The organism is Corynebacterium sp. ACRPE, from assembly GCF_022347435.1.
GTDB classification, from domain to species: domain Bacteria; phylum Actinomycetota; class Actinomycetes; order Mycobacteriales; family Mycobacteriaceae; genus Corynebacterium; species Corynebacterium tuberculostearicum_D.
Window position 1 is genome coordinate 1 of record NZ_JAKRNA010000007.1, and the last position, 15541, is coordinate 15541.

At 58.7% G+C, this 15541-nt stretch carries 14 protein-coding genes; 7 read left to right on the top strand and 7 right to left on the bottom strand.

From position 1 onward, the window contains the following. Positions 1-248 precede the first annotated feature (248 nt). The 4 genes from MHY13_RS04995 to MHY13_RS05010 all read right to left on the bottom strand — a co-directional run bounded on the left by MHY13_RS04995 (position 249) and on the right by MHY13_RS05010 (position 3858). Positions 249-647, bottom strand: a complete 399-nt coding sequence (locus tag MHY13_RS04995; protein WP_239228366.1) for a hypothetical protein — start codon at positions 645-647, stop codon at positions 249-251. Between the two features lie 48 nt (positions 648-695). Further along, entirely contained in the window at positions 696-1082 is a 387-nt protein-coding gene (locus MHY13_RS05000) for a hypothetical protein (RefSeq protein ID WP_204608559.1), read from the bottom strand. Between the two features lie 322 nt (positions 1083-1404). Then, entirely contained in the window at positions 1405-2802 is a 1398-nt protein-coding gene (gene mtr, locus MHY13_RS05005; RefSeq protein WP_239228365.1) for a mycothione reductase, read from the bottom strand. A gap of 27 nt (positions 2803-2829) precedes the next feature. After that, complete coding sequence (locus tag MHY13_RS05010; protein WP_239281695.1) at positions 2830-3858, bottom strand: alpha/beta hydrolase; 1029 nt, start codon at positions 3856-3858, stop codon at positions 2830-2832. A 264-nt stretch (positions 3859-4122) separates the two neighbouring features. Between MHY13_RS05010 and mqo the strand changes: the two genes are divergently transcribed. After that, the gene (gene mqo / locus MHY13_RS05015; RefSeq protein WP_005325195.1) at positions 4123-5619 is read left to right on the top strand and encodes a malate dehydrogenase (quinone); all 1497 of its coding nucleotides are present in this window, start codon (positions 4123-4125) and stop codon (positions 5617-5619) included. Positions 5620-5702: 83 nt separating this feature from the next. Here the strand turns inward: mqo and MHY13_RS05020 are convergent, their stop codons facing one another. Both MHY13_RS05020 and MHY13_RS05025 read right to left on the bottom strand, forming a co-directional pair. After that, positions 5703-7058, bottom strand: a complete 1356-nt coding sequence (locus tag MHY13_RS05020; protein ID WP_239281698.1) for a YdiU family protein — start codon at positions 7056-7058, stop codon at positions 5703-5705. Beyond that, on the bottom strand, positions 7059-7880 hold the full coding sequence (locus tag MHY13_RS05025; RefSeq protein WP_239194478.1) for a PhzF family phenazine biosynthesis protein: 822 nt from the start codon (positions 7878-7880) through the stop codon (positions 7059-7061). 445 nt (positions 7881-8325) lie between these two features. Here MHY13_RS05025 and MHY13_RS05030 point away from each other — a divergent pair, with 445 nt between their 5' ends. From MHY13_RS05030 to MHY13_RS05050, 5 genes are all read left to right on the top strand, one after another. Next, a complete protein-coding gene (locus MHY13_RS05030) occupies positions 8326-9132 on the top strand; it encodes a histidine kinase (protein ID WP_239281701.1) in 807 nt (268 codons plus the stop codon). After that, positions 9125-9868, top strand: coding sequence for a response regulator transcription factor (locus MHY13_RS05035; RefSeq protein WP_239281704.1), 744 nt, complete (start codon positions 9125-9127; stop codon positions 9866-9868). Before MHY13_RS05030 ends, MHY13_RS05035 begins: the two co-directional genes overlap by 8 nt. Before the next feature lie 66 nt (positions 9869-9934). Continuing rightward, the gene (locus tag MHY13_RS05040; RefSeq protein WP_239281722.1) at positions 9935-10834 is read left to right on the top strand and encodes an ABC transporter ATP-binding protein; all 900 of its coding nucleotides are present in this window, start codon (positions 9935-9937) and stop codon (positions 10832-10834) included. A 31-nt stretch (positions 10835-10865) separates the two neighbouring features. Next, entirely contained in the window at positions 10866-11618 is a 753-nt protein-coding gene (locus MHY13_RS05045; protein ID WP_239228360.1) for an ABC transporter permease, read from the top strand. Positions 11619-11645: 27 nt separating this feature from the next. Beyond that, on the top strand, positions 11646-12959 hold the full coding sequence (locus MHY13_RS05050; protein WP_239228359.1) for a DUF4921 family protein: 1314 nt from the start codon (positions 11646-11648) through the stop codon (positions 12957-12959). Positions 12960-12989: 30 nt separating this feature from the next. Here MHY13_RS05050 and yaaA read toward each other — a convergent pair whose 3' ends face one another. After that, positions 12990-13712 carry a peroxide stress protein YaaA gene (yaaA, locus tag MHY13_RS05055; RefSeq protein ID WP_239281735.1) on the bottom strand — a complete coding sequence of 241 codons (723 nt, stop codon included), beginning with the start codon at positions 13710-13712 and terminating at the stop codon, positions 12990-12992. 31 nt (positions 13713-13743) lie between these two features. Here yaaA and MHY13_RS05060 point away from each other — a divergent pair, with 31 nt between their 5' ends. Continuing rightward, positions 13744-15513 (top strand): proline--tRNA ligase, encoded by a 1770-nt coding sequence (locus tag MHY13_RS05060; protein WP_239234651.1) that lies wholly within the window; start codon positions 13744-13746, stop codon positions 15511-15513. The last annotated feature ends 28 nt before the right edge of the window (positions 15514-15541 follow it).

Here is a 15541-nt window from a genome sequence, read left to right on the forward strand (position 1 = left end):
CGACAACGCTATCCCAACCGAGTACGAACACTCGATAGGAATCAGAAAAGGCCCCATGAAGTAACTAACCGTGTACCCGCCCGCGACACGCCGAGCGGACACACATTCTGCTACTTAACCCCATACTTGCCTATGTCTCGCGGAGCAGTCGGCCGTATCGGAGCGACTATATATAGCAAAAAGGGCCTCGTTACAAGAACGAGGCCCGTGCAAGCCCTAGCTATCTAGAGCCAATCTGCTGCTGTTAATTAGCGGCGGAAGATTGGGTCCAGGATGTGCTGCGGGATGATGCCGTTGTGAACAGCGTAGTTGTAAGCGCCGATGATTGCGCCGATAACGGAGGTGATGCCCAGTGCGGTAGCACCCTTCTTCCAATCGGAAGCCCACTCCGGGATGTTTTCGGAGATTTCGGTGCCCCACATGTCCTCGCCGGTAACCTGGTTTTCAGGCTTAACGACAGGCTTGCCGTCCTCACCTTCGGACCATGCACCCTTCTTCTTGCCCAGCTGGGTGAAGGAGCTGGAGGAAGAGGAGGAGGTGGTGTTCTCGTTGGTGGAAGAGGACTCTGCAGAAGCAACGGCGGTGCCGCCGAAGGCTACGGTGACAGCGGTAGCAGCAGCAACGGCTGCGGTGCGGAAGTTACGCATTGTGAAAATTACCTTTCGGAAGTTTTGATTGAGCCGTGTGGCTGTTGCTTAGAAGGACGGGCCGTGAACGAAGAAGTTGTATACAGGGCCGATGATGCCGCCGAGCAGGGCGCCGATGCCTGCTACAACGGTTGCACCGTAGAAGACCTTTGCCCATGCCGGCTGGTCGGAGAAGTCCTTGGAAGAACCGAAGATGCCAACGCCGTTAGCTGCCTGGTCGCCCTCGAGCTTGTGGCCAAGCTCGGAGGACAGAGAGCCGCCGGACTTGCCGTTGTCATCGTCGCCGCCCTTTGCGGTGTTGGACGGGTTCTGCGGCTGTACCTCGATCTCGGTGCCGTTCTGGTTGACGGTCTCGTCAGCGGAAGCAACGGTGGTGCCGCCGAAGGCAACGGCGAGAGCGGTTGCGCCAGCGATAGCTGCATTGCGGATACGCATATCAAAATTCCTTAAAAGTCGTACTTGCAAGGCTTCCACATTGGGAAACCAAAGTGTTATTGAATGTACAGGGAACATCCAGAAACACGCGGTAGCCGTGTTCGTATCGGCTCTAGCCGGTGTCTCAACACAATTTAGTAAAACTGTTGTCCTTTTGCACGTCATGGGCCGAAATTCCGGCCATTAAATTTATTTGGGCCCCTTAAAGGAGTTGAATTCCCTGAAAATGCAAAGTAGGAATCCTTAGTCTGAAGTGGGAAGATATCTTATAGGCTGGGAAGATACTGGGCATGTGTGAGAAATATCACGTAACAATCTACTTTTACCACTCCAGTCCCAAAAGGGCATTTTCCACTACTTCTGGCAGCGCAGGGTGGATCCAATATTGGTTGCGAGTGAACTCCCGCATGTCCAATTTGTAGGCCATCGCGGTAATCAATTGCTGGATGAGGGTGGAGGCCTGCGGGCCCATGAGGTGCGAGCCGAGAAGCTGCCCTGTCGCGCGATCGGCAACTAGCTTGCAGATACCGGTGCTATCTTCCATAGCCCAGCCGTAGGCAACGTCGCCAAAGTTCTGGACCTTGACGGTGACGTCGAAGCCCTTCTGTCGTGCTTGCTTCTCAGTTAGGCCCACTGTGGCGATTTGTGGGTGGGTAAAGATGGCGGCGGGGACATTGTCGTGGGGCAGTGGGCGGAGATCTTCTGGGTGGAGCAGGTTGTGCTGCACGGCACGGGTCTCCGCATTGGCTACGTGCTTGAGCATATATGGAGAAGAGACATCGCCAAGCGCCCAAACGCCCTCGGCGGTGGTTCGGCCGAACTCGTCGGTGCTCACGCGGGCGTCGGCAAGCAGCTTAATGCCTGCCTTGTCCAGATCCATCTGATCGCCGTTTGGGGTGCGCCCGGTAGCAACGAGAATCGCTTCTGCTTCCACGGACTCACCATTGTCGAGCTCCAACCGCACTCCATTGTCGGTCTTTTCGAGCTTGGTGCCATTGGCTATGCGCACGTCGAAGCGATCACGGGCAATCTGGTTGAAGCGCCTGGAAATGTCATCATCGAGGTGGCGCAGCAAGGTCTCGGACCGGTTGACCACGGTCACCTTGGTGCCGAGGCCGTCGAAGACGTGGGCAAACTCCATCGCGATATAGCCGCCGCCCACCACGATTAAGCTCTCCGGCTGGTGGTCCATGCGCATAATGTCTTCATTGGTGTAGTACTTGATGCCGGAATCTGCATAGACCTCCGGAATGACCGGCCGGGAACCGGCGGCAATGACGATCTGATCGCCACTGATGACATGGTTGCCAGTTTGTATGGTCTTGGGGCCAACAAAGCGAGCGTGTTCGTCGTAGACGGTGATATTAGGGGTTTCCTCACCGCGGCGGTACTGCTCGCCGCCTTGGGCAATCTGGTCGATGCGGTTGTTAAAGACGCGGTCCACAATGGAGTTCCAGTCCACGCTGTTGACCTGAGCATCTAGGCCTAGCCGGCCGGCTTCGCGTGCAGCCAAGGCGATGTCGGCGGCATAGACATACATCTTGGTGGGAATGCAGCCTACGTTGAGGCAGGTGCCGCCGAAGGTGCCCTTTTCAATGATGGCGATTTTCTGGTCATCAAAATCCGGGCTAGGGATGGAGTTTCCCGAGCCAGTGCCGATGATGATGAGGTCAAAATGTTCCTCGGCAGCGGGCGTGTGGGACTGGTGTGAAGTAGTCACGTTTATTCCTTATATATAGGGGCTAAATTACTGAGTGGATTGTGGAGTATCGAGGACAGTGGGCAGCCACTCGTCGCAGGCGTCAAAAGCTTCTTGGAGTGGGTCCGGAAGCGATAGGAATACATCGTGCCTAGCGCCCTTGATGGGATGCAAGGTGTAGTGGGCACTAAGTTCCTTTGCCCAGCGCCGCGTTTGCGCAACGTCGATGATGACATCTGCGTGGTTCACGCTGTCGGAGTACGGCTGACCCAATAGGGTGCGAGTGGACTGCAGCGTTAAGATGGGTACGCCGGCATCAACGCGGCCGCTGTGGATAGCATCAAAGCCATGGAATACCGCGGCTATCCAGCCGACATATTTCTTATGGCCGGCCAGCGGTTTAAAGCGGAGGTCAAAATCCCATTCGCCGTAGAAATCCTTATGCACGGACTCGCCGTAAGCAGTGAGGTTGCCACCGGGCAGGGGAGTCATGGGGGCTATACGGCCCAATGTGTAGAGAAGCGGCTTGAGGGGAGTGAGGACCTGGCCGGGCACGCCCATCATGTCCAGCCACGGACTATTCAGGATGAGGCCCGACAGGCGCTGGTGGCGTTCTTGGTCGGTTCGGCGCAGATGATCCATCCACAGCGGGGCGATCAAGCCACCGGTGGAGTGGGCGATGACGAGGACCTCATCATTGGGGATCGCATCAAGTGCGGCGGTGAGGTCTGTAAAGTACAGCGCCAGGTCCGAAGCATAGTGCCACGACTGGCCCGAGCGGCGCGAGCGGCCGCACTTGCGCAGATCGACGGCATAAAAGTCATAACCCTCGGCGGCAAAGTGCTCGGCTACGTGGGTGTGGAAGAAATAATCGGTCATGCCGTGTAGCCACACCAGCGCCGGGCGTGACGGGGCGGCAGACTCACGTGCAGTATCGCCCGCGTGCTCCGGCGCGTAGTGCACCAGGGTGGTGACCACGTCGCCCTCGCCATCGGGATCTGTACCCAAGTCAATGGTGGCAGCTTCATAGTCAGGGCCAAGTTTGTCTGGGCCCCATTCCGGGGAGTGTGTAACCATGCCTCGATTCTAGGTGCAATGAAGAATTTATGGTGCTGCCGGTGGGGTGTAAATACTGGGGGCGGAAATTCCCACATTTTCGCCACTGGTCTGGGGGAGAAATCCCAAATTGGATGAGAAAAGCGTAGAGTAAGGCCTTAATGCGTGACGCACTGCCAGGTTGTCATAGTGCAGCGATGGTGGCGCGGGGCGCTAAGCGCTAAAAATCAAGGCGTAGACCGCGCCGATGGATATCTATTTTCAATTCGAAGAGGTAATAACACAGTGTCCTCCGCTAAGAAGACAGCACAGGTTGTAGACGAGGTAGATGTAGCACTAATCGGTGCTGGCATCATGAGCGCCACCTTGGGTGCAATGCTCCGCGAGTTGGAGCCCAGCTGGACCCAAATGGTCTTTGAGCGCCTCGATGGCCCCGCATTGGAGTCCTCCTCCCCGTGGAATAACGCCGGTACCGGCCACTCCGCACTGTGCGAGCTGAACTACACCCCGGAGAAGAATGGCCGCATTGATATCTCCAAGGCTCTGGGCATCAACGAGAAGTTCCAGAAGTCTCGCCAGTTCTGGTCCCACCAGCTCAACAACGGTATTCTCACCGACCCGAGCGAATTCATTAACCCGGTTCCGCACGTGTCCTTCGCACAGGGCGAAATCCAGGTGGATTACCTCAAGCGCCGCTATGATGTGCTGAGCGAGAAGCACATGTTCCCGGGCATGCAGTTCTCCGCAGACGATTCCGACTTTGCTGAGAAGCTGCCGCTGATGGCGAAGGGCCGTGACTTCTCCAATAAGGTGGCCATTTCCTGGACCGACGCTGGTACCGACGTCAACTTTGGCGCGCTGACCAAGCAGTTCCTGACCGCAGCAAAGGCCTCCGGCACCGAGATCCGCTACGGACATGAGGTCATCGACATCAAGCGTGATGGCTCCGCATGGAAGGTGTACTCCAAGAACAAGCACACCGGCGACATCACCGTAGTTAAGGCAAAGTTCGTCTTCGTGGGTGCCGGCGGTTACGCCTTGGACCTGCTGCGCAAGGCAAAGGTGAAGGAAGTTGCCGGTTACGCAGGCTTCCCAGTATCCGGTCTGTGGCTGCGTTCCAAGAACCCAGAGCTTATCGAGCAGCACCAGGCAAAGGTCTACGGCAAGGCTGCTGTGGGCGCCCCGCCAATGTCCGTGCCGCACCTGGATACCCGCGTTATCGACGGTGAGAAGGGCCTGCTCTTCGGACCTTACGGTGGCTGGAGCCCGAAGTTCCTGAAGAAGGGTACCTACCTGGACCTGTTCAAGTCCATCCGCCCAGACAACATCACCTCTTACCTTGGCGTTGCCGTGCAGGAGTTCGGCCTGACCAAGTACCTGGTGGATGAGGTGCGCAAGAGCTTCTCGGACCGCGTGGAAGCCCTGCGCGAGTACGTACCAGAAGCTAAGGAAAGCGACTGGGAGACCGTTATCGCTGGCCAGCGCGTCCAGGTGATTAAGCCTGCTGGTGCTCCGCAGTTCGGCTCCCTCGAGTTCGGCACCACCTTGGTGAATAACCAGGAGGGCAATATCGCCGGCCTGCTCGGCGCTTCCCCGGGTGCATCCATCGCCCCGGCCGTCATGCTGGAGCTGCTGGAGCGTTGCTTCGGCGAGCACATGATTGATTGGGCAGACAAGATCCGCGAGATGGTTCCGTCTTATGGCATCAAGCTGCGCAACGATGAGAAGCTGTACGACGAGATGTGGGAGTACACCCAGAAGACTCTGAAGCTGGACCGCTAAAGCCAGCTTCTGTCTCGTTAGCCCCTGCACCGCTGCCGTTGCGGTGCAGGGGTTTCGTGCGCTTTGGGAAAGGCGGGGAGGGATTAGGTACTGCAGTAGGTGAGGTAGCCCTCGAGACCATTAGGATCCGGTGATTCACATGGTGGGTTGGGCTCCCACGGGTGGGTGACCGCGTGGAGAAGCTCCTGATACGGGCCCAACTCCCCGCGTTCGGCAGCGCTCAATGCGGATTCTACGGCGAGGTTGCGCGGGATAACCCGCGGCATGGCGCTATCGACGCGGGAAGGATCGGGCGAGGAGGCAAGGTAGTCATCCAAGAAGTCTCCCTCGGCAAAGAGCTCGCGGGCGTGGGTGGGGTGGCCTGCGGCGGCGTCGGCAAGAGCGCGGTGAGCCAGCGTGATATCTGGGCCGTTGAGCTGCATGGCAGCCGCATAAGAGGAAGCGACTTCTAGAGAAGTATCCAAAGCCTGTGCTAAATCTGCTCTGCGCTGGTCCGCAAAGCGGTCGCTAAAGCCGTTGATGGATTCTTGGGCAAAGCTCATGGCCTTATTCATGTCCATATCAAAAAGCGGCAGGAGGGATTCCGCCAGGCGGGCCAGGTTCCATCCCAGAATGGAGGGCTGATTGCCAAAGGCATACCGGCCCTGCCTATCAATGCTGGAAAAGACCGTCGCGGGCGAATAGGCCTCCATAAAGGCACAGGGGCCATAGTCAATGGTCTCGCCAGAGATGGTGGTGTTATCCGTATTCATCACGCCGTGAATAAAGCCCAAGCGCATCCAGTGGGACACGGTGCGGATCTGTGCATCCATCACCTGGGTGAAAAATTCCTGGTAGCCCGCGCCAGGGTAGTGTCGCGCAATGGCATAGTCGGCCAACTGTCGGGTGTAATCCGTCTGCGCGGCTAGGTGAAAGGTGCCGACGCGGATGTGGCTAGCGGCCACGCGTACCACAATGCCGGCCGGTTGCACGTGCCCGCGCTGAATGGGCCGGCCGGTGGAAATAACCGCCAGCGCCCGGGTGGTGGGAACACCCAAGGCATGCATAGCCTCAGAGACTAGGTACTCGCGCAGCATGGAAGACAGCGTTCCGCGGCCATCGGACCCGAGGCGGGAAAAGGGAGTAAGCCCAGTTCCCTTGGCATGGAGATCCCATAGCCGGCCGTCCTTTTCCACCTCGCCCAAGAGCATGGCCCGGCCGTCTCCCATCTGCGGGTTAAACGCACCGAATTGGAAGCCGGAATAGGCCATGGCGTGGCCGCCCGCGCGGCCGGTAAGGAAATCCATGCCCTCGGAGGAGCGCAGCCAGTCCGGGTCAAAGCCCAACTGCCTGGCCAGTTCCTCGTTGAGGATGACCATCTCTGGGTTCGGCTGCTCCTCCCCCTCGGTGGGGCGAACCAGGTGGGGAAGCTTCTGGGCAAAATCGTGGTGTAGCTGCATCTAAACCTCCAGTGTTCCGCGCACGCGAATCTGGGCGCGACCGCCTACCCAAATATCCGTGCCGTCATCGTTGATAAATACTTCGCCCGCCCGGCCAATCTGGCTGCCTTGTGTTGCGGTATAACGCGTTGGCACCAGGTTGCGCGAGCGCATAAACTGCGCGGCGCCGCCATTGAAAGAACCGGTGACCGGGTCTTCAAATTGCGTGGTAAAGGCCCGAACCTCATAGGCCGGCTCGCCCTCCGCGGCGTTAGGCTTAAGGCCCACAACGCCGACCTTGGGGCGCTCGCCTTGGGGCTTAACCGCACGCACCGCCTCGGCATCGCGTAATTGGAGCAGGCGCCAGCCCGGGCCATTGTCCACCCAGCCATGGTCGACAATATCCGCGCTATCTAGCCCCAGCCCACCGCAGGCCTCCTTCAGATCCGCCGGGCTTAGCGGTTCTTCGCGGCGCAGCGGCGGGGTAGCAAAGGACAAGACTTCGCCCTCTTGGCGGACAGTTACCAAGCCCACGCCGCATTCTTGGACGATGGCTCCCTCTGTCTGCGGGTTATTGCCTAGCGCCCGCCACGCGGCAGCGCTGCCCAAGGTGGGGTGGCCGGCAAAATCAAACTCTTCGTACGGGGTGAAAATGCGCACGCGGTAGTCCGCGCGGGCGTCGTGAGGTTCGAGCAAGAAGGTAGTCTCAGAAAAGTTGGTCCAGTTCGCGATTGCCTGCATCTGCTCGGTACTTAGGCCATCGGCGCCCGCAATCACCGCCAAGGCATTGCCATTAAAGGCACCCGTGGCAAAAACATCAACCTCAAAGAACTCGTGGTGCATGCCAGCCAGTCTAGTCAGCCCCAGGGATGAGGACTATGGCCTAGAGCCTGCGCTAGCCTAGAAAGCCATGAAGAAGCTATGGCCCGATGCACTTCGCGCGTGGGTAGGCCCACCGTGGAGAATTATCATTCCACTGTTTTTATGGGTTTCTTCTGCTTCTTATGCTGCTGATGTATTGGACGGGGATTCCCTCTTTCACAAGGGCGTTTTAGTTCTTTATTGCGTTGTCCTCCCATTGGCGTTGTGGCTGCAACCTAAGTTGAAGGAAAAGGCGATAGGCGCAATCGCCATTGTTTTTACCCTGTGTCTTTTTACCCCTTTGGCCGCGTTGAGTAACGTCCATGCTTTTCCCTTGGCGTATTGCGTTTTTCTCATTGGGGCGCATTCCCCGAAACGCATGCGCCGTGTATGGATTGTCTGGATAGGCGTAGGCACCCTTTTCTCTGTGTGGGCACAGCACTTTGGCAACCTTATCTTTAGGCATATTGATTTTGGGCTCGAGGGGGCACAGATTGATCCCCTAGTGTCCTTAGCCTCCGTTATTCTCATCGCGTGGCCGGTCATGGGATTTTTCTTCTTGCTTGGCACCAATGACCGCAAAAAGCGCGAGGACCAGCAGCTTCTGATTGAACGTGCGGAGATGGCTGGCGCGGTGGAGCGCAACCGCATCGCCCGAGAGATGCATGACATTGTGGCGCATAATTTAGCAGGCGTTATCGCTCTTGCCGACGGCGCCCGGTTCGCCGCTGCCAAAAATTCCGCAGCGGCCACAGAAGCCCTGGAAACCATTGCCTCTACCTCTCGCGATTCCCTCAAGCAGATGCGCGGATTGCTCTCCGTGCTGCGAGATGGCGATTCCCGCGCCGATACCAAGGCGCCCGGCGCGAGCGATATTGCCGGCCTTATCTCGGAAGCCCGCCGCAGCGGCTTCGATATCACCGTGCACGGGCTGGAGGACCTGCCGACCGAAAGCGACGAGCTCTACCAATTCACCGTCTACCGCGTGGTGCAAGAAATTTTGACTAATATGCTCAAGCATTCCCGCGATAAAAGGGGAGTGCTGCGCTTCCGCTCTACTGGAAACGGCCTAGTATTGAGCGCCGATAACCCGGCCGCACGCACGCCAGACAATCACAAGCCCGGTTACGGGCTCATTGGAATGAGCGAGCGCGTTAAGGCCTATGGCGGCAGCGTTGCTACCCGCACAGAGGACGGACACTTCTTTATCACTGTGGAGGTACCCAATGACTAACCCTGAGCAGCCAATAGGTGCGCCCGCTGGCCCCATCCGTATCGGCCTAGTCGATGACCAGCCCCTCGTACGCGCCGGGTTCGCCATGCTCCTTGGCTCCCAAGAGGATTTGGACGTTGCCTGGCAGGCATCCGATGGCGATGAAGTCCTCGACCTCGCCCGCGCGCAGCCTGCCGATATCGTGCTCATGGATGTTCAGATGGCCCGCGTCAACGGCATCGCCGCCACCGAAAGGCTGCTGCCGGAATTCCCGAACACCCAGGTCATCATGCTAACTACCTTCGATGACCAGAACTTTGTCCACGGCGCCATTTCCGCCGGGGCTTCCGGATTCCTGCTCAAAGACGTCGAACCGGAGGAACTCCTCGCCGCCATTCGCACCGTACATTCCGGCGAGGCCGTCCTTTCACCGCGCATTACCGCGCAGGTGCTGCAGCAACTGCGCAGCGAGCAGTCTGCAGCACAGCCCGATTCACCTGCCACCCCTGTTGCTGCAGCAGCTACCGCCCCTCCGGCAGAAGATCTCACGCCACGCGAGCTGGACGTCCTCAAGCTGATGGCACTGGGGTATTCGAATACCGAAATCTCCGAGTGCGAGTTCGTTTCCATGGCCACGGTCAAGACCCACGTACGCCATATCTTGACGAAAACCGGCTCGCGCGACCGCGTGCATGCCGTGCTCTACGCCCTTACTCATGGCGTGGTTTCGGTGGAGGAGCTGCTGTCTCATCCCTAGGTATGACCTGCTAAATCACTCCCAAGGATGGTTACTTCGTGCCGGTCAGGCGGCACGATGGGAACCATGCTCAAAGTTTCACACCTTTCCAAGAATTTCCGTTCCTTTAAAGCAGTAGATGACCTCTCTTTTGAGGTTCCGGACGGTCAAGTCACGGGCTTCCTCGGCCCAAATGGTTCTGGCAAGTCCACCACGATGCGCATGTGCGTGGGGTTGGAGAATCCGACTTCCGGCACCGCGACTTTTGATGGCACGCCCTTCCGTGAACTGTCCAATCCCGCTACCACGGTGGGCACCTTGCTGGATGCCAATTGGTTCCACCCCGGCCGCAGCGCCCGTGCCCACTTGGGCTACATGGCCGCGTTGCAGGGCGTGTCCATGAACCACGTGGATGACACCCTGGACCGCGTCGGCCTTACCCAGGTCGCCACCAAGCGCGTGGGCGGCTATTCGCTAGGTATGAAGCAGCGCCTGGGCCTTGCTTGTGCGCTCATCGGCGAGCCGAAACATTTGCTTCTCGACGAACCCGTCAACGGTCTCGACCCCGAAGGTGTGCACTGGATGCGTGCCCGGATCCGCGAATTCGCCGAGGCCGGCTGCTCCGTGCTGGTTTCCTCCCACCTGCTTTCGGAAATGCAGCTCACCGCAGACCGCCTCGTGGTCATCGGCAAGGGCAAGCTGCTGGGCGAGGGCACCGTGGAGGAGTTCGTCAACGGCACGGGAGGCGCAAGCCTCGAAGTGATTGTGGACCAGCCCGATGAACTCCTGCGGCTGTTGCACGGCACCGATGCGGAGACCTCCTTTGACGGTGAGGTCCTGCGCGTGCGCGGTCTCGAAGGCTCCGACATCGGCCGCATCTGTCTGGATAACCGCATTCTCATCTCCAGCTTGGAACGCAAGCAGCCCTCCCTGGAAGAGGCCTACCTCGGCGCGACAGCCGACCACGTGGCCTACCGCTCCGTCTAAACGCACAACCCAACCTTAAGGACAGATTTCTATGAATACTGTGGTGTCAGAATCTCGCAAACTCTTTTCCCTGCGCTCTACCTGGGTCTACCTCGCCATCGTGGCACTCGGCATGGCCGCCGGCGGCGTGCTCATGGCCTGGGGCTATGACTTTAACGGCAGCGTGGATGGCAAATTCCAATCTAGCGATATAGCTATTGCTAGTGAACTCGCTGTTGTAGTCATGATTTTCGCATCCGCGATGATGGTCGGCGGTGACTTAGGAAAAGGAACCGTTGCATGGTCTTATCTTTCATCCAACCGCCGCGTTGGTATAGTGCTCAACCAATTTGCAGTCATCCTGGTAGCACTCTTGCTCGCAGCAACATTTGGCATGGCCGTGGGTGCCCTGCTGATTGCGGCATTCGGCGGCGATATTAACTTTGCTAGCTTCACCCAATGGCCGGATTGCAACCAGATTGTGCTGGCTTATGTGGAATGGACCGGTTTCACCTCACTTGCTATGGGGCTGGCATATTTGCTGCGCAGTGGCACCTTCGCTGCGATGATCTTAGTAGTGGAATTTTTCGTGGTAGAAACGGCACTTATAGCCTTCAATACCTCGTGGGCCCAATCCATCTTGAATGTCATGCCATTTGCCAATATGCAAACCTTGGTCCTTGGCAGCGAGTTAGGCGGCTTGGACCATTCCCGCGGTGTGTGTGCATTGATTCTCGGCGTGATGCTCGCGATCTGCGTCGGGGGTGCATGCGTGGTATCCCGCCGCCGTTCTGTCGCCAAATAGTGCCCAGAAATAACTACGCTGGTGGGCATGAGTGATGCACTTTTTGCCCGCATAGAACCCATCCAGACCATGCGGGATGGCACGGTCAAGCAGGTCAACCCGTTCTCCGGGACCGAGGTGTGGACCGTGCCGGGTCGGGGCAACCGCCCCTTGTCCACACCGGTGGCTAACCCGCAGCCCTTGCACGAAGAAGACTTCACCCACCGCTGCGCCTTTTGCTCAGGTCGCATGACTGATACTCCGCCGGAAAAGGCCCGCATCCTGCCTTCCGGCGGGATTGTGCGTGGATTGCCCTTGACTGAATACGGCCACACCGTCCCGGCCTTTCGCCGCATTCCAAATCTTTTTGAAATCGTCTCCTATGACTACTGGCGCGCTAACTACGGCTTCGATATGGACGCCGAGACCCGCCAACGTATGCACAACTACCTTGCCGATCCTGCCGGCCGAGAACATGTGCTCAAGATCGTGCGCACGAAGCGAAAGGCAGCGCACCTGCCTGAGGCCAGCGAAGAGGAACTTATAGAACAGGCGGCGGGCTTCTTCGCAGGAGGCCACGACGTCATCGTGGCCGGCCGCCATTTTGAGCGCGGTGCACAGGATGATTCGCACGTGGTATCTTCCGGCACCCTAAGCGCCGAAGAGCACCTGCTTTTTATGCAGCTGACTATCGATGCCATGCGGGACCTCTACGAGCGCAACCGCTACGCACCCTATGTGGTGGCCTTCCAAAACTGGCTGCAGCCAGCCGGCGCCTCCTTTGAGCACTTGCACAAGCAACTCGTCGCCATCGATGACCGAGGAATGGCCTCCCACCGGGAGGTACAGATGCTGCGCAGCAATATGAACATGTACAACGAGTGGGCCGTGGACTATGCCGCTAGCCGCAACCTCATCGTTGCAGAAAATGACCATGCCGTTCTCTTCGCCGGCTTTGGGCACCGCTATCCCACCTTGGAGGTCTACTCCAAGTCCGCTACCTGTGAGCCGTGGCGGCAGTCAGAAGAGGAAATCCGCGCCATGAGCGACCTTGTTCACGCCGCCCACGCCGCAGTAGGCCGCGAGGTGCCCTGCAATGAGGAGTGGCACCACAAGCCTGCCGACGTCGACGTCGCTCAGCCATGGCGCATTCTCATCAAGCTCCGCATTTCTACCCTTGCCGGATTCGAAGGCGGCACCAAGATTTACCTCAACACCATCTCGCCCTGGGATCTGCGCGATAGGGTAGTAAGCCAGCTTTATCCCCTGCGCGAGTCCGGGCATGTTGCCCGCTCGGTCCGCGTGGCTACTGAATGCTCGGTACAGCGCAATAGCCTGCTGTATAACCCACAGCTGCGCTAGGCAAGCTGTGCTGAGTAGTTCGCGGTGGGCTTAGCACTTGACGACGAGCGTAAGCTCTCTCGACCCAGGCCCCGGCTCCTCAACGGTCATACCCGCGGCGCGCGCGATGGCGGCAACGTCAGCGGCGCTATAGGCGTCAGCAGGCGAGAGCGTTAACTCGCGGGCTAAAAGGCCCTTGTAGTGCTTATTGAAGTGGCTGACCACCTTGCGCGATCCATCGTCCTGCACGCTTTCCACCCGTACCGTTACCGCATCCTTTACCCGGCCCAATTGCTGGTACGTACCCGAGCGCAGATCCACAATAAGCTCGTCTACCCCCTCGAGCGCCTGCGTAATCTGCTTGCCCCAGCGCGACTTCATGGTGCGGCCGCCAAGCTTCGAGCCACCCGAAAGCCGGTAATGCGGAATCGGGTCGCTGGCGCGGAGGACGCCAAAGAGGGCGTCGCCAATAGCAAGGCGATCCCATGTGGGTAGGGAAGAGGCATCCAAGGCATCAAAAAGCACGCCGGTATAACGCAACACGGCCGGCATGGTGGGGGTGGTAAAAAGCCCCTGGTTGGATTCTGCCTCACCACGCAGCTTTTCCGAAAGCTTGAGTACCTCCATGGCCTCGTCTACCGGAAGAGACTGCAGCTCAGCGGCAATTTCTTGCCGGGTGGCATGCAATTGCGGAAAGGACAGCTGGCTGAAGTCAAGGGGCTGTCCCGTACCGCCATGGGCCTTAGTTTCTGAAGGAGGGAGGATAATGAGCATATATACAGGGTAGCGGGGTATATTTTTGTGCATGATTACCCGCCTTTCTGAACTATTTCTCCGAACCCTTCGTGAGGACCCCGCCGATGCCGAGGTCCCTAGCCATAAGCTGCTCGTACGCGCCGGTTATGTACGCCGCGTCGCGCCGGGCGTATATACCTGGCTGCCGTTGGGTCTGCGCACCCTGCGCAAGATTGAAGATGTAGTCCGTCAGGAAATGGACGCCATCGGCGGCCAGGAGATGCTCTTTCCTGCCCTGCTGCCGCGCGAGCCTTATGAAAAGACCAACCGCTGGGTGGAATACGGCGATAACCTCTTCCGCCTCAAGGACCGCAAGAACGCAGATATGCTGCTTGGCCCTACCCACGAGGAAATGTTTGCCAGCGCGGTGAAGGATATGTACTCCTCCTATAAGGATTTCCCGGTCACGCTCTATCAGATTCAGACCAAGTACCGCGATGAGGAGCGCCCCCGCGCTGGTGTGCTTCGCGGCCGCGAATTCACGATGAAGGATTCTTACTCCTTCGACATGACCGATGAGGGCTTGGATGAGTCCTACGGCCGCCACCGCAAGGCGTATCAGAATATCTTCAACCGCCTGGAGATCGATTACGCCATCTGTAAGGCCACCTCTGGTGCCATGGGCGGCTCCGCGTCCGAGGAATTCCTCGCCGTCTCTGAGGTGGGCGAGGATACCTTTGTGCGCTCCACCGAGGGCGACTACGCAGCCAACGTCGAGGCCGTGGTGACCCCAGCACCGGCGGAAAAGGATATCGAGGGCCAGCCAGAGGCACAGGAGCATGACACCCCGGGAGCAGAGACCATTGAGAAGCTGGTCGAATGGGCCCAGGGCGCAGGCATTACTGTCGACGGCCGCGAGGCCACCGCTGCAGACACCCTCAAGTGCATGATGGTCAAGCTCTACCACCCGGCCGTGGAGAGCGAAGAGCGCGAGTCCGAGTTGGCTGCCGTTCTCATCCCTGGCGATCGCGAGTTGGATGAAAAGCGTCTCGAGGCCGCACTCGAGCCGGTGGAGTTTGAGTTGGCAGGGGATAAGGACTTTGCTGACAATGACTTCTTGGTCAAGGGCTATGTTGGCCCGCGCGCTTTGAACGCCAATGGCATCAAGATCCTGGCCGATCCGCGTGTGGTCAAGGGCACGGCGTGGATTACCGGCGCCGATGCGAGCGAGCGCCACGTGGTGGGCTGCGTGGCCGGCCGCGATTTCACCGTGGATGAGTTCATTGAGGCCGCAGAGGTTAAAGAAGGCGACCTGGCTCCTGATAACCAGGGCACCTTGACCCTGGAGCGCGGCATTGAGCTCGGCCATATCTTCCAGCTGGGCCGCAAATACACCGAGGCCTTTGACGTGCAAATCTTGGATGAAAACGGCAAGCGTGCGGTTCCTACCATGGGTTCTTATGGCATTGGTATTACCCGCATGCTGGCCGTCTTGGCCGAGCAGCGCCATGACGACAAAGGCCTCAACTGGCCGGTTGCCGTCGCTCCTTACCAGGTACACGTAGCCGTGGCCAATAAGGACGCCGCCGCCATGGAGGCCGGCGACAAGCTGGTAGAGGAGCTATCTGCCAAGGGGCTCGAGGTGCTCTTCGATGACCGCCCAAAGGTCTCCCCGGGCGTGAAGTTCAAGGATGCGGAGCTCCTTGGCATGCCATTCGTGGCCATCTTGGGCCGTGCCTTCAAGGAAGGGAAAATTGAGCTGCGCATCCGCGGGGGAGAGACCCTCGAGGTTCCGGCCGAGGACATCGTGGACAAGATCCTCGAGCTCGTGCATGGCTAGAAAAGACCCAACTCTGCGCGGCGGGGTA